This is a genomic window from Variovorax sp. GW823-FHT04B03 (assembly GCF_058796495.1).
Genome location: NZ_JBXAIT010000001.1, coordinates 214,570 through 232,630 on the forward strand (window position 1 = coordinate 214,570; position 18,061 = coordinate 232,630).

The window sequence follows — 18,061 nt, forward strand, 5'->3', positions numbered from 1 at the left end:
TCAGCCAATGGTGTGCGAGGTCGCGAGGCGCTCCATGAACAGCTCGCAGCGCGCGAGCTGCTCAAGACTCACGAACTCGTCAGGCTGGTGCGCCTGCTCGATGCTGCCGGGGCCGCACACCACCGTGGGGATGCCGGCGTTCTTGAACAGGCCCGCTTCGGTGCCGAAGGCCACCAGCGTGGTGCGGTCTTCGCTGGCCAGGCGCTGCGCGAGCAGCGTGACCGGATCGCCAGCCGCGCCCAGGAAGCTCGGGATCTCGCAGATCGTTTCGAACTTGAAGCCGGCGTCGGGCGCCACCTTCTTCATGGCGGGCTCGATGCTCGCGGCGTACGCCAGCACGTCGGACTGCATGCGCTTGGCATCGGCCGTGGGCAGGTCGCGGAATTCGTAGCGGAACTCGGCGTCGCGCGGCACCACGTTGTCGGCAATGCCGCCGTGGAACTGGCCCACGCTGGCGGTGCTGAAGGGCACGTCGAAGCCGTCGTAGCGCGGCTCGCTGCGCTCGAAGTCTTCGGCCATGTCACGCACCTTGCCGATCACGCGCGCGGCCATCTCGATGGCGTTGACCGACTTCGGCGTGAGCGACGAATGCGCCTCCTTGCCGCGCACGCAGCACTTGTAGCGGTACACGCCCTTGTGGGCGATGGCCGGCACCATGCTGGTGGGCTCGCCCACGATGCAGGCCAGCGGCTTGATGCCGGCGTCGCGCATGTCGGCAATGAGTTCGCGCACGCCGAAGCAGCCGATCTCTTCTTCATACGTGAAGGCGAAGTGCACGGCGAAGGGCGCGTCGCCCTCGAGGAAGCGCTGGGCGTTGGCCAGCGCGATCGCGATGTAGCTCTTCATGTCGGCCGAGCCGCGGCCGTACAGGCGCTCGTTCTGCACCACGGCCGACAGCGGGTCGACGCTCCAGGCCTGGCCGTCCCAGGGCACCGTGTCGGTGTGGCCCGAGAGGATCACGCCGGCCGGCTTGCCCTCGCCCAGCGTGGCGAACAGGTTCGCCTTGGTGCGCTCGGCGTTGTAGGTGATGCGGCTCTTCACGCCGAGGGCCGCGAGGTGCGCCTGGGCGAAGTCGATCAGCTCGAGGTTGCTGTTTGCGCTCACCGTGTTCATGCGAACCAAGGTTTGCGCCATCAAGAGGCTCTGGGGAGAAAGCGTGTGCTGCATGCAACAGATTGTCCGGGAAGTTGAACGCCCGCGCAGATGGGTATCGGCGTTGTCACGCGCAGCGGGTAGCCTGCCTCCTCTTTTTTCTTTGTTTGGATGGAGAAGACAACATGCGCATGTCCCTGCAGATCACCCTGACCGCCGCGGCCGCCCTGAGCCTGGCCGCCTGTGGCACCACCGGCCCGGCGGCGAACAAGCTGCTCACGCTGGACGGCAACCCGCCGCTGGTCATCGCCCACCGCGGCGCCTCGGGCTACCTGCCGGAACAGACGCTGGAGTCGTACGCGCGCGCCATCGAACTGGGCGCCGACGTCATCGAGATGGACCTGGTCTCCACCAAGGACGGCGTGCTCATCGCCCGCCACGACCCCAACCTGGCCATCAGCACCGACGTGGCCAAGCACCCCCGCTTCGCCTCGCGCAAGAAGACCATCCAGGTCGACGGCGAAACCCAGACCGGCTGGTTCAGCAACGACTTCACGCTGGCCGAGATCAAGACCCTGGGCGGCATCTCGACCGACCCCGAGCGCCCGCAGGAATTCAACGGCAAGTTCAAGGTCGTGACCTTCCAGGAGATCATCGATTTCGCCAAGGCCAAGACGAAGGAAACCGGCCGCACCATCGCGATCTACCCCGAGACCAAGAACCCCACCTACTTCCGCGACCTGGGCATGCCCATGGAAGACAAGGTCATCGCCGCCATCAACGCCGCCGGCTGGAACAGCAAGACCGCGCCCATCTACGTGCAGTCCTTCGAGCCCGGCAGCCTCAAGTACATGAAGAGCAAGGGCCTGAACACCCGGCTCATCCAGCTGATCGACGGCGACGGCATCGACATGAAGACCGGCGCCATGACCTACGCCGTGCCGGTCGACCGCCCCTACGAGTGGACCAAGGCCGGCGACAAGCGCAACTTCGACGTCATGGTCACGCCCGCCGGGCTGGCCGAGATCAAGACCTACGCCGACGGCATCGGCCCCTGGAAGCGCTACATCGTGAGCGTCAAGGGCACCGTGGGCGCCGACGGCAAGGTGGTGGACGTCAACAAGGACGGCAAGATCAACGACGCCGACGCCACCTCGACGGCCCCCACCACGCTGATCGCCGACGCCCACAAGGCGGGCCTGTTCGTGCATCCCTTCACGTTCCGTAACGAGTCGCGCCGGCTCGCGTCCGACTACAACAAGGACGGCAAGAACGAATACGCGGTCTATTACAAGCTCGGCGTCGATGGCGTGTTCACCGACTTCACCGACACCGCGCTGGCCGCGCGCGCCGAGTACCTGAAGAGCATCGGCCGCTGAGGGTTTGCCCGGCACGGTCTTTGCGGCGCATTCCGCAAAGCCTAGACTGTGTCTTATGAAACTCATCGACTCGCTCGTCACGCAGGCGGCCGGCATCGCGGCCGTCCGGCGTGACCTTCATGCCCACCCTGAACTCTGTTTCGAAGAAGTCCGCACCGCCGACGTGGTGGCAGGCAAGCTCACCGAATGGGGCATTCCCATCCACCGCGGCCTGGGCACCACCGGCGTGGTCGGCATCGTCAAGAACGGCACCAGCAACCGCGCCGTCGGCCTGCGCGCCGACATGGACGCACTGCCCGTCACCGAGCTCAACACCTTCGCCCACGCCAGCCAGCACCACGGCAAGATGCACGCCTGCGGCCACGACGGCCACACGGCGATGCTGCTCGCGGCGGCCCAGCACCTGGCCAAGCACCGCAACTTCGACGGCACCGTCTACCTGATCTTCCAGCCGGCCGAAGAGGGCGGCGGCGGCGCGCGCGAGATGATCAAGGAGGGGCTCTTCGAGCAGTTCCCCATGGACGCCGTCTTCGGCATGCACAACTGGCCCGGCATGAAGGCCGGCCAGTTCGCCGTGAGCCCCGGCCCGGTGATGGCCTCGGGCAACAAGTTCCATGTGAACGTGGTCGGCAAGGGCGGCCACGCCGCGCTGCCGCAGACCGGCATCGACCCGGTGCCGATCGCCTGCGAGATCGTGCAGGCCTTCCAGACCATCCTCACGCGCAAGATGAAGCCGACCGATTCGGCGGTGATCTCGGTCACCACCATCCACGCCGGCGAGACCAACAACGTGATCCCCGACAACTGCGAGCTGTCGGGCACCGTGCGCACCTTCTCGCTCGAGGTGCTCGACATGATCGAGGCCAAGATGAAGCAGATCAGCGAGCACATCTGCGCCGCGCACGACGCCACCTGCGAGTTCCGCTTCGAGCGTTACTACCCGCCGACCATCAACACCGAGGCCGAGGCCGACTTCGCACGCCGCGTGATGGGCGGGATCGTCGGCCCCGAGAACGTGCTCAAGCAGGAGGCCGCCATGACCTCGGAAGACTTCGCCTTCATGCTGCAGGCCAAGCCCGGCGCCTACGCCTTCATCGGCAACGGCGACGGCTCGCACCGCGACGTGCACCACGGCGAAGGCCCGTGCACGCTGCACAACGCCAGCTACGACTTCAACGACGACCTCATTCCGCTGGGCGCCACCTGCTGGGTGCAGATCGCCGAGCAGTTCCTCCAGCCCGGCGGCACCGCAGCATGATCGGCATCGGCGAGGCCTTTTCGCCGCGCTACGCCCAGGCGCGCCAGAAGTTCCTGCAGGGCTGCGTCAGCGCCGGCCTCACGGTCGAGCCGCACGCGCACCCGCTCAAGGGTCGCGACGGCGAAGAGCTGTCGATGGACGTGGCGCTCGACGGCGATGCCAACGCCGAGCGGCTGCTGGTCGTCACCAGCGCCTGCCACGGCGTCGAGGGCCACTGCGGCAGCGGCGTGCAGGTGTTCGCGCTGCACGACGCCGAATGGCGCGAGAAGGCCAAGGCACAGGGCGTGGCGGTGCTGTACGTGCATGCGCTGAACCCGCACGGCTTTTCGTACGGCCGCCGCGTGACGCACGAGAACGTCGACCTGAACCGCAACTTCCTCGACTTCTCGAAGCCCGTGCCGGTGAACGAGCCCTACGCGAAGCTGCATCCGCTGCTGCTGCCCGACACCTGGCCGCCGACGCCGGACAACCAGGCCGCGATCGAGAAGTGGATCGAGAAGCACGGCGCCACGGCCTACCAGGCGGCGGTGACGAGCGGCCAGTACCAGTTCGACGACGGCCTGTTCTTCGGCGGCAAGGCGCCGACCTGGAGCAACAAGACCATCCGCAGCGTGCTGCGTCGCCATGCAGGCCACGCGAAGCGCCTGGCCTGGATCGACCTGCACACGGGCCTCGGCCCCAATGGCCTGGGCGAACGCATCTTTGCCTGCCGCGACGACAAGGTCGCCTATGCCCGCGCCAACGCCTGGTGGGGCACGCCGGCGGCGCCCGTCACCTCGATCTACGACGGCTCCTCGACCTCGGCGCTGCTGCGCGGATTGATGTGGGACGCCGTGTACGAAGAGTGCCCGCAGGCCGAGTACACCGGCATCGCGCTCGAATACGGCACGCTGCCGATGCTCGAAGTGACCGGTGCCTTGCGCGCGGACCACTGGCTGCACAAGCACCCGGATGCGCCCGCCGACCTTGCCGATGGCATCCGCGCGCGCATGGTGGAGGCGTTCTACACGGACTCCGACGCCTGGCGCGGCCAGATCGTGAGCCAGGCGCGGCAGGCGATGTTCCAGGCGGTGGACGGGCTGAGCAGCTGATCGCACCCCAGCTGCGTGCCCCCGTGCCCAGGACACTGGGTGCTTCCCGCAGCGAAATCAAGGAGGAGGGCGAAGCCCGGGGGACATTCGCGGAGGGAAGTACCCGGTGGCCTGGGCACGCCCCCCGGACAAAAACTAAGTCCGCACCCGCCCGTCCGCAGTCAGCATCGACAGCTCGACAAACTTCGAAGCCACATGGCTCTTCGAAGAGAACGACACCTCGAAGCCGCCGAACTGCTGCCGCTCGATGCTTTCCAGCCCCGCGATCAGCCCGTCGCGCGTGCCCTTGCCGCCCGGTGCGCGGCGCAGCCCCTCGGTCAGCACCTTGGCGGCCAGGTAGCCTTCCATGCTCGAGAAATTGGCGCTCGCGCCGCCGCCCGCCTTGCGCACCGCTTCGGTGAATTCGCGGGCCAGCGCATTCGCCTGGTTGTAGGGCGAGGGCACCACCTGCGTGACCATCACGCCCGCGGCCTCCTTGCCCAGTTCGTCCGCCAGCGCCTGCGTGCCCACGAACGAGAGGTTGAAGAACACGCCGCCGTAGCCCGCCTTGCGCATCTCGCGGATGAACGCCGCGCAGGCCTTGTAGGCACCGACCTGCACCACCGCAGCCGGCTGGCTCGCCATGATCGTCTTCACCGCCGCGGCCACGTCGGCCGAGTTGCGCTCCACCGTGGCCAGCGCCACCGGCTTGAGCTCCTGCTGGGCCAGCGCCAGTGTCACGCCGTCGAGGCCGGCCTTGCCGTAGGCGTCGTTCTGATAGAAGACCGCGATCTTCTTCATGCCCAGGTGGGTGAGCTGTTTCACCATCAATGCCGTCTCGTCGTTGTACGAAGCGCGCAGATGAAACACGTTGCGGTGAAAAGGCTCGCGCAGCGACATCGCGCCCGTGAACGGCGCGATGAACGGCACCTTGTCCTTCACCGCCAGCGGCAGCGCGGCCAGGCTGGTCGGCGTGCCGATGTAGCCGAACAGCGCGAACACGTCCTCGCCGATCAGCTTCTGCGTGTTGGCCGCGCAGCGGTCGGGCTCGTAGCCGTCGTCCAGGTTCTTGATGACCACGTCGCGCTGGCCCGGCTGGGCGTTGTACTGGTCCAGGAACAGCTTGGCGCCCTGGTGGAACTGGATGCCCAGCTGCGCGGCCGGCCCGGTGAACGGCGCCGACTGGCCCAGCACCAGCGGCGTGTCGCCCTGCGCCCGGGCGATGCCGAAGCCGCCCAGCGTGGCGGCGGCTGCCGTGGCGATCGAAAAATGCCTGCGATTCAATTGCATCGTCATGGTGAAATCCTCCCTCTGCCCTGTGTGTTGATACTCAAATTAGACTTGTCCGATGGCCCACGCAACGGATTCCCTCCTCGACACGCCCGACGCCACCGCACCCTCCACGGTGCTGGGCGCCTGCCCGCACGATTGCCCCGACACCTGCGCGCTCGTCACCACCGTCAAGGATGGCGTGGCGGTGAAGCTGCAAGGCAACCCCGCCCACTCGCACACCGGCGGCGTGCTGTGCACCAAGGTGTCCCGGTACATCGAACGCAATGACCATGCCGAGCGGCTCGTGCACCCCCTGAAACGCGTCGGTCCCAAGGGCAGCGGCCGCTTCGAGCCCGTCTCGTGGGAGACGGCATTGGACGACATCGCCGCGCATCTTCGGGGATTGCAGTCGGAACCGGAAGCAATTCTCCCCTACAGCTATGCGGGCACCATGGGCCTGGTGCAGGGCGAATCGATGGACCGGCGCTTCTTCCACAAGCTGGGCGCCTCGCTGCTGGACCGCACCATCTGCTCCATGGCGGGCGGCGAAGCCATGGTCTACACGCTGGGCGCCAAGGTCGGCATGCGCATCGAGTTCTTCGCCGAGGCCAAGCTCATCCTCATCTGGGGCAGCAACTCCATCGCCAGCAACCTGCACTTCTGGCGCCACGCCCAGGCCGCCAAGCGCGCCGGCGCACGGCTGGTGTGCATCGACCCGCGCAAGACCGAAACCGCCGACAAGTGCGACGAGCACATCGCGCTGCTGCCCGGCACCGACGCCGCGCTGGCGCTGGCGCTCATGCACGAACTCATCGTGCACGACTGGCTCGACCACGAGTACATCGCGAACCACACGCTGGGCTGGGAGCAGCTTCGCGAGCGCGCGCTGCAATGGCCGCCGTCGCGCGCGGCCGAGGTCTGCGGCATTCCCGAGGCACAGATCGTCGCGCTGGCCCAGGCCTACGGCACGACCAAGCCCGCCGCGATCCGCCTGAACTACGGCATGCAGCGCGTGCGCGGCGGCGGCAACGCGGCGCGCGCCATCGCCTGCCTGCCGGCGCTGGTCGGCGCCTGGCGCGACCGCGCGGGCGGCCTGCTGCTCAGCAGCTCGGGCCACTACCCGGTCGACCGCGCTGCGCTGCAGCGCCCCGACCTGCTGGCCGGGCGCAAGCCGCGCACCATCAACATGAGCACCATCGGCGATGCGCTGCTCGACACCGCGAAGCCGGTGAAGGCCGTGGTGGTCTACAACAGCAACCCGGTGGCGGTGGCGCCCGAGTCGGCCAAGGTGGTGGCGGGCTTCGCGCGCGAAGACCTGTTCACCGTGGTGCTGGAGCAGTTCCGCACCGACACCGCCGACTACGCCGATTACCTGCTGCCCGCCACCACGCAGCTCGAGCACTGGGACATCCACTGCAGCTACGGCCACACCGACGTGCTGCTGAACCGCCCGGCCGTGGCGCCGCGCGGCGAGGCCCGCAGCAACGCCTGGGTGTTCCGCGAACTGGCGCGCCGCCTGGGTTTCGACGAGCCCTGCTTCGCCGAAAGCGACGAGTCGCTGTGCCGCACCGCCTTCGCCGAGAAGGCGATCGACTTCGAGCAGCTGCGCGCCCAAGGCTTCACCAGCCTGAAGCTGGCCGAGGCGCCGTTCGCCGAAGGCACGTTCCCCACGCCCTCGGGCCGCTGCGAGTTCCTCAGCGAGCGCCTGCAGGCTATGGGCATGGACGGCCTGCCCGACCATGTGCCCAACTGGGAGCCGGCCGGCAGTTCGACCGAGTTTCCGCTGGCCATGATCTCGCCGCCGGCGCGCAACTTCCTCAATTCGACCTTCGTCAACGTGACCAGCCTGCGCGCCATCGAGGTCGAGCCGCTGCTCGAGATCCACGCAGACGACGCCGCCGCGCGCGGCATCGAGGACGGCGCGACGGTGCGCGTGTTCAACCAGCGCGGCGAGCACCGCTGCCGCGCCGAGGTGTCGCGCCGCGCGCGCCAGGGCGTGGTGCACGGCATGGGCATCTGGTGGCGCAAGCTCGGCATGGACGGCACCAACGTCAACGAGCTGACCAGCCAGCGCCTGACCGACATTGGCCGGGGCCCGACCTTCTACGACTGCCTGGTGCAGGTCGAAAAGGCGTGATGCGACGGCTGCGCGCGCCCGCGCTGGCACTGGCCGGCGCGCTTTTCCTGACGGGCTGCGCCGACCTCGGCTACTACTGGCAATCGGCCAACGGCCACCTCGACATCCTGCGCGCGGCCAAGCCCGTGCCCGAATGGCTGGCCGACCCGGCCGTGGGGGCACCGCTCAAGGCCAAGCTCGAACTCGCGCAGCGCATCCGCCGTTTCGCATCGAGCGAACTCGGCCTGCCCGACAACGCGAGCTACACCTCGTATGCCGACCTGCATCGCCCCGCCGCCGTGTGGAACGTGGTGGCCGCGCCGCCGTACTCGCTCACGCTCAAGAGCTGGTGCTTCCCGGTCGCGGGCTGCGTGGGCTACCGCGGCTACTACGACGAGGCCGCCGCGAAAACCGAGGCCGAGGCGCAGAAGACGAATGGCCTCGAAGTGGCCGTGTACCCCGTGCCGGCCTACTCCACGCTGGGCTGGATGAACTGGGCCGGCGGCGATCCGCTGCTGTCCACCTTCATCGGCTACCCCGAGGGCGAGCTGGCGCGCCTCGTGTTCCACGAGCTGGCGCACCAGGTGCTCTATGTGCCGGGCGACACGGTATTCAACGAGTCGTACGCCACGGCCGTCGAGCGCATCGGCGGCGCGATGTGGCTGCAGCGCGAAGCCGGCGAGGCGGCGCGCGCCGAGTACGCCCAGTTCAACGCACAGCGGCAGGACTTCCGTGCACTGGCGCTCAACACGCGCCGCACGCTCACGCAGGTGTACGAATCGCCCGAAGCCAAGGCGAAGGACTGGGCGAAGGTCGAGGCGCAGAAGCAGGCCGCCATGGCCGACTTCCGCGAGCGCTACACCGCGCTGAAGGCGGCATGGACCGGTCCGCGCCAGAACGCCTACGACGGCTGGGTGGCGCGCGCCAACAACGCGGCCTTCGGTGCGCAGGGCGCCTACGACGACCTGGTGCCGGGCTTCGAAGCCCTGTTCGAACGCGAGGGTCGCGACTGGCCGCGCTTTTACACTGCGGTGCGGCGCATTGCCGCGCTGCCCACGACGGAAGAGCGCCGCAGCGCCCTGCAGGCCGCCACGGGTATCCTGCACACCCACGCGCGCCAAGGCCGCACACACGACAACAACGGAGACGACGGTGCCTGACATCCAAATCGAACGCAACCACACGCTGGGCATTGCCGGCGCCCGCGAAGTCGCGCGCCAATGGGTGCATCAGGTCGAGCAGGACTACGGTCTCGAATGCACCTACACCGAGGGCACCGACTGCGACCGGGCCCAGTTCAGCCGCGCGGGCATCGACGGCACGGTGGAGGTCACGGCCGACACCTTCCGGCTCGAGGCGACGCTGGGTTTCCTGTTCAGCAGCTTCAGCGACCAGATCGAGCAGAAGATCTCGCGCAACCTCGATGCGCTGCTCGCCGAACCGCAGGGCGGCACCCGCTTCGCCTGAGGCGGAGGTTTTTCTTCTTCAGGCGATGGTGTAGCCGCCATCGACCGGCAGCGCCACGCCGCTGACCATCGCCGCGCCGTCGGACAGCAGGAACAGGATCGGCGCGACCACTTCCTCGACCTGCGCGAAACGCCCCAACGGAATGTTCTGGAGCGCGGCCGCGCTCTTGGCCGGATCGGACCACGCCTGCTCGGCCATCGGCGTGAGCGTGACGGTCGGGTTCACGCTGTTCACGCGGATGCCGTGCGGCCCGAACTCGAGGCACAGCGCGCGCGTGACGGCGTCCATCGCCGCCTTCGAGGCGCTGTAGCAAAGGTGCGCGTCGAGCGCGACCAGCGAGGCCTGGCTCGACACGTTGACGATGCTGCCGCGCACGCCGGCCGCGATCATGGCCCGGCCGCAGCGCGCGGCCACGAGCGCTGCGGCGCGTGCGTTGACGGCCATCACGGCGTCGAAGCTCCCGGCCTGCAGGTCGATGGCGCGCTCGATGCGCGTGGTGCCGGCGCAGTTCACCACGAGGTCGAAGGCGGGCAGCGGGGCGAGCGCCTTTTCCAGTGCGGCGACGTCGGCCACGTCGAGTGCCAAGAGCGAGCAGCCGGACTCGGCCTGCAATGCTTCCAGCGCGTCGGCGTTGCGGCCTACGGCGGTGACCTGTGCGCCTGAGTGGGCGAGCTGTGCTGCTACTGCGCGGCCGATGCCGCTGCTGGCGCCTGTCACGAGGGCGCGTTTGCCTGAGAAGTCGAAGGTGGGTGTCATGGTGTTCTGCTCATCAAAGGTGGTGGTTCAGGGCGCGTGCACAGGCCACCGGGTACTTCCCTCCGCGAATGTCCCCCGGCCTGCGGCCTCCTCCTTGATTTCGCTGCGGGAAGCACCCAGTGTCCTGCGCACACCGAGCGCGGTCGTGGTGCTGTTCGATCAACAACCGCACTGCCCAACGCTCACGTCGATGGGGTGCCTTGCGCAGCGAAATCAAGGAGGAGGGCGAAGCCCCGGGGGACATTCGCGGAGCAAGGTACCGCGTCGGCGGGAGCGTCGCCCTGAACGGCGAATGCGTCATCCCAACCGATGCATCGCATCACGCAGCGCCGGGTACAGCGAGGTGTAGATCTCGAAGCGCTCCCGGTAGACCGCTTGCGCCGCAGGCTCGGGCCGCGCGCGCTCCACCAGCGTGACCCAGCCGCGCTCGGCGGTGGCCGCATCGACCAGCCCGGCACCGAGCGCCGCGAGCATCGCCGCGCCGAGGGCGGCCTCGACCTCTTCCTCGATCGTGAACACGCGGTAGCCCGTGACGTCCGCCACGATCTGCATCCACAGGTCGGAATGCGCGGCGCCGCCGACCACGATCAGGCGGTCGTCCAGCGGCTGCCCGCTGCGCCGGCCGGCCTCGATGTTGTGCTGCAGTGCGAAGCTCACGCCTTCGAGCACGGCGCGGTACAGGTGGGCGCGGCTGTGCGCGAGCGAGAGGCCGAGGAAGGCGCCCTTGGCCTGCGCGTCCCAGATCGGGCTGCGCTCGCCCATCAGGTAGGGCAGGAAGACGAGGCCGTCGGCGCCAGGCGGCACGTCGACCGCACGGCGTTCGATGAGGGCGTGTGCGTCTTCGCCGGTGCGCGCGGCCTCGGCCACCTCGGCCTGGCAGAAGGCTTCGCGAAACCAGGTGACGGCCGCGCCGGCCGTGATCGCGCCGCCGAACACGTAGCTGCGATCCGCGCCGCGGTACACGTGTGGCATGGTGATGAGCTGGTGGCGCGCGTCCACGGTCGGGCTCACGAAGCCCCAGCACATGCTGGTGCCGATCATCGCGACATGGTCACCGCTGCCGGTGACGCCCGCACAGAAGGTGGCCACCGCCGCATCGACGCCGCCGGCCACCAGCGGCATGCCTTCGCGCAGGCCCAGCTGCGTGGCCCACTCGGCGCTCAGGTGGCCCACGACCTCGCTCGATTCGACGAGCCGCGGGGGCATCATGCGCGCCGGAATGCCGAGCATGTCGAGCGCCTGCGCCGACCAGCGCCGCCGCGCCGCGTCGTACACGCCGCCGATGTTGCCGGCCGAGCTGTGGTCGACCGCGAGCTGGCCCGTCAGCCGCCAGTTGATGTAGCTGTTGGGCGGCAGGAAGTGGTGCGTCTTCGCCCACACCTCGGGACGGTGCTCGCGCAGCCACAGCATCTTGGTGAAGCCGTAGTAGCTGTCGACGCCGTTGCCGGTGATGGCCTGCAGCCGCGCCACGTCGACCGTTACGTTCACCGCGTCGACCTCGGCGGTGGCGCGGCGGTCCATCCAGATCAGGCAGGGGTGCAGCGGGCGCATGGCCTCGTCGACCGGGATGCCCGCGCCGCCGTAGAGGCTGCTCACGCACAGCGCGGCGATGTCTGTCGCGGCGATGCCGCTTTGCGCCACGCAGGCGCGCACGCTCTCGCACACGGCGTCGAACCAGACCTCGCAGTCCTGTTGCGCCCACAGCGGCTTCGGCGTCTCGGGCTGGTAGGCCACGCTGGCCTGCGCGTGCACCTTGCCGTCGATGCCGACCAGCAGGCACTTGGTGCTCTGCGTGCCGATGTCGACGCCGATCACGTACGTCATGACGCGCTGCCCGACGCCTGCGGTGCGGGCTTGAGCAGCACCTTGATCGAGTCGAGCGAGTTGGCCTGCGCGAAGGCGCGCTCCCATTCGGTCAGCGGAAAGTCGTGCGTGACGATGCCCTTCGATGTGACGAGCCCGCGCGCCAGCAGGTCGATGGCAATCGGGTAGCAGTAGGGGCCCAGATGCGCGCCGCGCACGTCGAGCTCCTTGCGGTCGCCGATGATCGACCAGTCGGCGCTCGTCTCCGAACCGAACACGCTGAACTCGACGAAGCGGCCGAGCTTGCGGATCATGTCCAGGCCCTGCGTCACGCCGATGGGCGCGCCGGTGGTCTCGATGTACACGTCGCAGCCGTAGCCTTCGGTGAGGCCCTTGACGATGGCATCGGCGTTCTCGGTCTTCGGGTTGATGACGACGTCGGCGCCGTACTGCTTCGCGAGTGCCAGGCGCTCGGGCACGAGGTCGATCACGATGAGCTTCTTCGGTGTCTTGAGTGCTGCCACCTGCGTCATCATCAGGCCGAGCGGGCCGGCGCCGGCGATCACCACCACGTCGTCGAGCTGGAGCTCGCCGCGGTTCACGGTGTGGATTGCGCACGAGAGCGGCTCGATGATGGCCGCGTCTTCCAGCGAGATGCCGTCGGGGATCTTGTGCACGCGCGAGGTCGGCGGCAGGCGCATGTAGTCGGCCATGCCGCCATCGGCCACGACGCGCTGGAAGCCGAAGATGTGGTGCACCTCGCACATCCAGTACTTGCCGCTGGTGCAGAAGCGGCACTTGCCGCAGGGCACGATCTGCTCGGCGATCACGCGGTCGCCTTTCTCCACGCCGAAGTGTTCCGCCGCGCCTTCGCCCAGCGCCTCGACGTAGCCGAAGAACTCATGGCCGGGAATGACCGGCGCCTTGACCCACGAAGGCTGGCCGTCGCCGCCCCAGAACATCTTCGCGCCCGAGTGGCACTTGCAGTCGGAGGCGCAGATGCCGCAGGCCGCGATGGAAATGAGCAGTTCGTTCGGGCCGATGGTGGGCATCGCGACGGTTTCGAGGCGGTAGTCCTTGGGGCCGTGGCACACGACGGCCTGCATGGCAGCGAGTTCCCCGATGGCGCCGGTGGCGCCGGGTTGGAGCTTTTGATAAGACATGGATTCCTTGGGATCAGGAGGGGTGCGAAGAGGCGGAGGAGAAGAGGTCAGCGACGGGCCTCGCGGCTGATGAAGATGGCGAGCAGGACGATGCCGCCCTTGATGATCAGTTGCAGGTACGGCGACACGCCGATCATGTTGAGACCGTTGTTGAGCACGGCCAGCAGCAGCGCGCCGACCAGCGTGCCCACGATGGCGCCGCGGCCGCCCGCGATGGACGTGCCGCCCATCACCACCGCTGCGATGGCGTCGAGCTCGAAGCCCACGCCCACGCCGGGCTGGCCGCTGGTGACGCGCGCGGCCTGCACGATGCCCGCGATGGCGGCCGTGAGGCCGCTGAGCACATACACCAGCAGCTTGTAGCGCGACACGCGCACGCCCGACAGCCGCGTGGCTTCCTCGTTGCCGCCGATGGCGTACACGTAGCGGCCGAAGGGCGCCATGTTGAGCAGCACGTAGGCCACGAGGTAGGTGGCCAGCATGATGAGGATCGGCACCTTCAGGCCCGCGAGCGTGCCGCTGCCCAGGAAGGCGAACGACTCGGGCAGCCCGTCGATCGGGTAGCCGCCGGTGTAGATCAGGGCGATGCCGCGCGCGATACCCATGGTGGCCAGCGTCACGATGATCGGCGGCATGCGCAGGTAGGCCACGCAGTAGCCGTTGAACAGGCCGATCACCGCGCCCACGCCGAGCCCGAGTGGCACGGCGAGCACGGGCGGCAGGCCGAAGTTCACCATCAACCCCGAGGCCAGCGTGCCCGACAGCGCCACCACCGCGCCCACCGAGAGGTCGATGCCGCCCGTGAGGATCGCGGCCGTCATGCCCACCGCGATGATCGCGTTGATGGACGACTGCAGCGCGATGTTCTGCAGGTTGCTCACCGAGAGGAAGTTGTCGGTCGCCACGATCATGAAGACCGAAATGGCGACCAGGCCGACCAGCGGCAGGAAGGCCGTGGAGCGGCGCAGCTGCGTGAAGAACCCGCCCGCGGGCACGGGCGGCGTGGGATGGGTGGCGGTGGCAGTCATGAGGGGCTCCCGGAGGAAGAGGAAAGGGAGGGAGAGGACGACGTCGCGTGGCGCATGATTTCGCCCGCGTTGATCGCGTCGCCCGTGAGCGTGGCCACGATGGCGCCGCCCGAGAACACCGCGACGCGGTCGCACAGGCCGACGATCTCGGGCAGCTCGCTGGAGATCATCAGGATCGACTTGCCCTGGCGCGTGAGTTCGCGCATCAGCTGGTAGATCTCGGCCTTGGCGCCCACGTCGATGCCGCGCGTGGGCTCGTCGAAGATCAGCACCTCGCAGTCGTGGCCGAGCCAGCGCGCGATCACCACCTTCTGCTGGTTGCCGCCCGACAGCGTGGCCACGCGGGTGTCGATGCCCGGCGCCTTCACGCCCACGCGGCGCGAGAGTTCGTCGGCCGCGCGCTTTTCAGACGCCGTGTCGACCACGCCCGCGCGGCGGTGCCGCCCGAGGTTGTTCAGCGAGATGTTGAAGCGGATCGTGAAGTCGGTGATCAGCCCTTCGACCTTGCGGCTTTCGGGCAGCAGGCCGATGCCGTGCGCGAGCGCCTGCGTCGGGTCGTCCAGGCGCACGGGCTGGCCGTTGCGCAACACCGTCTTGCGGTGCGTGCGGTCGGCGCCCATCATGCCCAGCGCGAGCTCGGTGCGCCCCGAGCCCACCAGCCCCGCGAAGCCGAGGATCTCGCCCGCGTGCAGGTCGAAGCGATTGACCGGACCGTCCTTCACGAGCTGGATCTCGGGCACCTCGAGCACCTTGCGTCCGTTTGGTGCCGGTTGCGGCTTGGGCGGAAAGCTCTGTTCGATGCGCCGGCCCACCATCATCTCGACCAGCGCATCCACGGTCGTGGCGGCCACCTCTGCGTGTCCGGCGTTGGCGCCGTCGCGCAACACGCTGATGCGGTCGCACACCTCGAAGATCTCGTCCAGGTGGTGCGAGATGAAGATCATCGCCACGCCCTTGGCGCGCAGCGCGCGCATCACCTTGAACAGGTGCTCGGCCTCGTTGGGCGTGAGCGTGGCGGTGGGTTCGTCGAGCACCAGCAGCCGTGCCTTCAGCGACAGCGCCTTGCCGATCTCGACGAACTGCTGCTGCGCCACCGAGAGCTGGCAGATCGGCACGCCGAGGTCGATCTGCACGCCCAGTTCGTCGAACACCGCGCGGGCCTCGCGCTGCATGGCGGCCTGGTCCATGAGGCCGAAGCGGTTCGTGAGGTAGCGGCCCAGGAAGATGTTCTCCACCGCGTTCAGGTACGGCACCAGGCTGAACTCCTGGAAGATGATGCCGATGCCCGCCGCGATGGCGTCGCCGTAGCCGGCGAAGTGGCACTCGGTGCCGTCGATGACGATGCGGCCCTCGTCGGCCTGGTGGATGCCGCCGAGGATCTTCATCAGCGTCGACTTGCCCGCGCCGTTCTCGCCGAGCAGCGCGTGCACCTCGCCCTGGCGCACCGAGAGGTCGATGTTCGACAGGGCCTTCACGCCCGGGAAGCGCTTGGACACGCCTTCCAGCCGCAGCATCTCCCGGGGTGGTTCGTACGTGACGGTCACGGGCGGCGCGTCCGGCAACTTACCAGCTGAAGGTCTTGGCGCCTTCGGCGTCGATGAGCTTCACGTCGACCGGCACGGCCGCGGGGACGTTGGCGCCCCACTTCTTCGCCAGCGCGATGCCGATGGCCAGGCGGATCTGGTCGCGCGGGTACTGCGCGGTGGTGGCGATGAACTTCGAGCCCGCCTTCTGCATCGCCTTGATGGCCTCGGGTGCGCCGTCCACGCTGGTGAGCTTCACGTCCTTGCCGCTGGCCTCTATGGCGGCGAGGGCGCCCATCGAGCCGCCGTCGTTCACGCTGAACACGCCCTTGAGGTTCTTGTTGGCCTGCAGGATGTTCTCGGTCACGGTGAGCGCGGTGGCGCGTTCCTGCTTGCCGTTCTGCGTGCTCACGACCTTGATGCCGGGGTACTTGGCCAGCGCTTCGCGGCAGCCCTTCACGCGCTCCAGGATCGGCACGACCGGGATGCCGTCGAGGATGGCCACGTCGCCCTTCTCGCCGATGTTCTTCGCCAGGTACTCGCAGGCCAGGCGACCGGCGTCGAGGTTCTTGGAGCCCACGAACGAGTCGACCGGGCCCTGCGCGTTGGCGTCGACCGCCACCACGATCACGCCGGCCTTCTTGGCCGAGCGCACCGCGGACTGCACGCCGGCCGAGTCGGTCGGGTTCAGCAGCAGGATATCGATTTTCTTCTGGATCATGTCTTCCACGTCGCCGATCTGCTTGGCCACGTCGTGGCGCGCATCGGTGGTGACCACGGTGGCGCCGATGCTGGCGGCGGCTTCTTCCAGGGCCTGCTTCATCGTCACGAAGTAGGGGTTGTTCAGTTCCTGGAAGGTCATGCCGATGCGCAGCGGCTGCTTGGGCGCCTGTGCCAGTGCGGCGGTGGTGCCGCAGGCCAGGGCGGCGACGAGGGCGGTGGCTTTGAGAAGGCTCTTCATTGGGTTGTCTCCTTGAGGTTGGTTGTGTGACGGTCTGCAAAAAACGCGGGCAAAGGGGCGCCCTGCGCGGCGCGAAGTGCGCCGCGCCAGGAACGACGCGGGGAACACGGGGCGGCGCGCTACGGCGGGCTGTTGGCGGCGCGCGATGCAGCGAGCTGCATGCGATGAAAGTGTCGGAATTTGGTCGGCGGCATGCGCTTGTGCAGCAGGAACTGCCGGTTGAAGTTCGACACGTTGTTGAAGCCCACGTCCATGCAGACGTCGAGCACGGGCTTGTCACTGTTGGCGAGCAGTTCGCAGGCGCGGCCGATGCGCAGCCGGTTCACGTAGCGCACGAACGACTGTCCCGTGTGCTTGCGAAACGACCGCGAGAACGCGCTCGGGCTCTGGCCCACCAGCTCGGCCAGCATCGGCTCGCGCAGCTCGTCGCCCAGGTTGGCGGCGATGTGCGCCAGCACGTTGTTGATCGCGTGCGACATGAAGGCCTTGGGGTCGGGCGTGAACGCGGGGCTGGCCAGCCGCTGGCGGTCGTCGCTGGCCACCAGGAGCTCGAACAGCGACAGCAGCAGCACCACGCGGCGCAGCCCGCGCGCCTCGAGCAGCGCTTCCATGATCGGCTTGGCCGCGGCGGCGGTGGCGGCCGAGAAGAGCAGGCCGGAGGCCGACTCGGCCAGCAGCGGCTCGATGCGGCGGAACTCGGGGAAGGTGGCCGCCATGTTGCGCACCAGCGCGGCCGGGAACTGGATCACGATGCCGCGGCGCTCGACGCTCTGGCCGGCGGGCACGTCGCTGATCCAGTTGTGCGGCAGGTCGGGACCCATGAACACGAGGTTGCCCGGCTCGAAGTGACCGACGTGGTCGCCCACGAAGTACACGCCCTGGGTCTCGACGATCAGCTGGATCTCGTACTCGGGATGGAAGTGCCAGCGCACCGTGCGATACGGATAGCCGTGCGCCCAGGCGGTGAACGATTCGTCACCTTGGACTTCGACGATTTCCAGATCGGGTTGCATGGCCGGCGGTCTTTCCTCTGTGTATGGCCCCCGGGTTGGGGGTGAGGCGGACTGTACGAATCGCTCCGGATGCCAACAACCAGCGTTGGGGTGCGCAACTGATACTTTTTTGAGTCGCGGTCCTGCCCGGTGGCGAGGGGTACGGCGGCTCGCTGCGCTG

At 68.3% G+C, this 18,061-nt stretch carries 15 protein-coding genes; 6 read left to right on the forward strand and 9 right to left on the reverse strand.

Features of this window, described 5'->3' with window-relative positions; translation table 11 throughout:
* Window positions 1-1,167: an acetylornithine deacetylase gene (gene argE, locus AC1RAD_RS00960; protein ID WP_095950723.1), complete on the reverse strand. Its 1,167-nt coding sequence runs from the start codon at window positions 1,165-1,167 to the stop codon at window positions 1-3.
* Between the two features lie 110 nt (window positions 1,168-1,277).
* Here argE and AC1RAD_RS00965 point away from each other — a divergent pair, with 110 nt between their 5' ends.
* The 3 genes from AC1RAD_RS00965 to AC1RAD_RS00975 are packed head-to-tail and all read left to right on the forward strand — an operon-like array spanning window position 1,278 to window position 4,820.
* Entirely contained in the window at window positions 1,278-2,471 is a 1,194-nt protein-coding gene (locus tag AC1RAD_RS00965) for a glycerophosphodiester phosphodiesterase (protein WP_492733429.1), read from the forward strand.
* Between the two features lie 55 nt (window positions 2,472-2,526).
* Entirely contained in the window at window positions 2,527-3,729 is a 1,203-nt protein-coding gene (locus AC1RAD_RS00970) for a M20 aminoacylase family protein (protein ID WP_447740328.1), read from the forward strand.
* On the forward strand, window positions 3,726-4,820 hold the full coding sequence (locus tag AC1RAD_RS00975; RefSeq protein WP_159273540.1) for a M14 family metallopeptidase: 1,095 nt from the start codon (window positions 3,726-3,728) through the stop codon (window positions 4,818-4,820). Before AC1RAD_RS00970 ends, AC1RAD_RS00975 begins: the two co-directional genes overlap by 4 nt.
* A 135-nt stretch (window positions 4,821-4,955) precedes the next feature.
* On the opposite strand, the gene AC1RAD_RS00980 is transcribed toward AC1RAD_RS00975, so the two are convergent.
* The gene (locus AC1RAD_RS00980; RefSeq protein ID WP_082818036.1) at window positions 4,956-6,089 is read right to left on the reverse strand and encodes an ABC transporter substrate-binding protein; all 1,134 of its coding nucleotides are present in this window, start codon (window positions 6,087-6,089) and stop codon (window positions 4,956-4,958) included.
* 58 nt (window positions 6,090-6,147) lie between these two features.
* On the opposite strand from AC1RAD_RS00980, the gene AC1RAD_RS00985 reads away from it, so the two are divergent.
* The 3 genes from AC1RAD_RS00985 to AC1RAD_RS00995 are packed head-to-tail and all read left to right on the forward strand — an operon-like array spanning window position 6,148 to window position 9,654.
* Window positions 6,148-8,208: a molybdopterin-containing oxidoreductase family protein gene (locus AC1RAD_RS00985; protein ID WP_492733431.1), complete on the forward strand. Its 2,061-nt coding sequence runs from the start codon at window positions 6,148-6,150 to the stop codon at window positions 8,206-8,208.
* Entirely contained in the window at window positions 8,208-9,347 is a 1,140-nt protein-coding gene (locus tag AC1RAD_RS00990; RefSeq protein ID WP_492733433.1) for an aminopeptidase, read from the forward strand. Before AC1RAD_RS00985 ends, AC1RAD_RS00990 begins: the two co-directional genes overlap by 1 nt.
* Window positions 9,340-9,654: a polyhydroxyalkanoic acid system family protein gene (locus AC1RAD_RS00995; protein WP_095743253.1), complete on the forward strand. Its 315-nt coding sequence runs from the start codon at window positions 9,340-9,342 to the stop codon at window positions 9,652-9,654. The genes AC1RAD_RS00990 and AC1RAD_RS00995 overlap by 8 nt, the downstream gene beginning before the upstream one ends.
* Before the next feature lie 18 nt (window positions 9,655-9,672).
* Here the strand turns inward: AC1RAD_RS00995 and AC1RAD_RS01000 are convergent, their stop codons facing one another.
* The 7 genes from AC1RAD_RS01000 to AC1RAD_RS01030 all read right to left on the reverse strand — a co-directional run bounded on the left by AC1RAD_RS01000 (window position 9,673) and on the right by AC1RAD_RS01030 (window position 17,901).
* Window positions 9,673-10,410: an SDR family oxidoreductase gene (locus AC1RAD_RS01000; protein WP_492733435.1), complete on the reverse strand. Its 738-nt coding sequence runs from the start codon at window positions 10,408-10,410 to the stop codon at window positions 9,673-9,675.
* 297 nt (window positions 10,411-10,707) lie between these two features.
* Window positions 10,708-12,234, reverse strand: a complete 1,527-nt coding sequence (locus AC1RAD_RS01005; protein WP_492733437.1) for an FGGY-family carbohydrate kinase — start codon at window positions 12,232-12,234, stop codon at window positions 10,708-10,710.
* A complete protein-coding gene (locus AC1RAD_RS01010; protein ID WP_492733439.1) occupies window positions 12,231-13,376 on the reverse strand; it encodes an alcohol dehydrogenase catalytic domain-containing protein in 1,146 nt (381 codons plus the stop codon). Before AC1RAD_RS01010 ends, AC1RAD_RS01005 begins: the two co-directional genes overlap by 4 nt.
* A gap of 47 nt (window positions 13,377-13,423) precedes the next feature.
* Window positions 13,424-14,404 carry an ABC transporter permease gene (locus tag AC1RAD_RS01015; protein WP_492733441.1) on the reverse strand — a complete coding sequence of 327 codons (981 nt, stop codon included), beginning with the start codon at window positions 14,402-14,404 and terminating at the stop codon, window positions 13,424-13,426.
* Window positions 14,401-15,918, reverse strand: coding sequence for a sugar ABC transporter ATP-binding protein (locus AC1RAD_RS01020; protein WP_492734536.1), 1,518 nt, complete (start codon window positions 15,916-15,918; stop codon window positions 14,401-14,403). The genes AC1RAD_RS01015 and AC1RAD_RS01020 overlap by 4 nt, the downstream gene beginning before the upstream one ends.
* A 49-nt stretch (window positions 15,919-15,967) precedes the next feature.
* Entirely contained in the window at window positions 15,968-16,888 is a 921-nt protein-coding gene (locus tag AC1RAD_RS01025; RefSeq protein WP_062476114.1) for an ABC transporter substrate-binding protein, read from the reverse strand.
* A 119-nt stretch (window positions 16,889-17,007) separates the two neighbouring features.
* On the reverse strand, window positions 17,008-17,901 hold the full coding sequence (locus AC1RAD_RS01030) for a helix-turn-helix domain-containing protein (protein ID WP_062476111.1): 894 nt from the start codon (window positions 17,899-17,901) through the stop codon (window positions 17,008-17,010).
* Between the last annotated feature and the right edge of the window lie 160 nt (window positions 17,902-18,061).

Coding starts and splice junctions, on each gene's coding strand:
- argE (WP_095950723.1), bottom strand. CDS start 1,167: ATGCAGCACACGCTTTCTCCCCAGAGCCTCTTGATGGCGCAAACCTTG.
- AC1RAD_RS00965 (WP_492733429.1), top strand. CDS start 1,278: ATGCGCATGTCCCTGCAGATCACCCTGACCGCCGCGGCCGCCCTGAGC.
- AC1RAD_RS00970 (WP_447740328.1), top strand. CDS start 2,527: ATGAAACTCATCGACTCGCTCGTCACGCAGGCGGCCGGCATCGCGGCC.
- AC1RAD_RS00975 (WP_159273540.1), top strand. CDS start 3,726: ATGATCGGCATCGGCGAGGCCTTTTCGCCGCGCTACGCCCAGGCGCGC.
- AC1RAD_RS00980 (WP_082818036.1), bottom strand. CDS start 6,089: ATGCAATTGAATCGCAGGCATTTTTCGATCGCCACGGCAGCCGCCGCC.
- AC1RAD_RS00985 (WP_492733431.1), top strand. CDS start 6,148: ATGGCCCACGCAACGGATTCCCTCCTCGACACGCCCGACGCCACCGCA.
- AC1RAD_RS00990 (WP_492733433.1), top strand. CDS start 8,208: ATGCGACGGCTGCGCGCGCCCGCGCTGGCACTGGCCGGCGCGCTTTTC.
- AC1RAD_RS01000 (WP_492733435.1), bottom strand. CDS start 10,410: ATGACACCCACCTTCGACTTCTCAGGCAAACGCGCCCTCGTGACAGGC.
- AC1RAD_RS01005 (WP_492733437.1), bottom strand. CDS start 12,234: ATGACGTACGTGATCGGCGTCGACATCGGCACGCAGAGCACCAAGTGC.
- AC1RAD_RS01010 (WP_492733439.1), bottom strand. CDS start 13,376: ATGTCTTATCAAAAGCTCCAACCCGGCGCCACCGGCGCCATCGGGGAA.
- AC1RAD_RS01015 (WP_492733441.1), bottom strand. CDS start 14,404: ATGACTGCCACCGCCACCCATCCCACGCCGCCCGTGCCCGCGGGCGGG.
- AC1RAD_RS01020 (WP_492734536.1), bottom strand. CDS start 15,918: ATGCTGCGGCTGGAAGGCGTGTCCAAGCGCTTCCCGGGCGTGAAGGCC.
- AC1RAD_RS01025 (WP_062476114.1), bottom strand. CDS start 16,888: ATGAAGAGCCTTCTCAAAGCCACCGCCCTCGTCGCCGCCCTGGCCTGC.
- AC1RAD_RS01030 (WP_062476111.1), bottom strand. CDS start 17,901: ATGCAACCCGATCTGGAAATCGTCGAAGTCCAAGGTGACGAATCGTTC.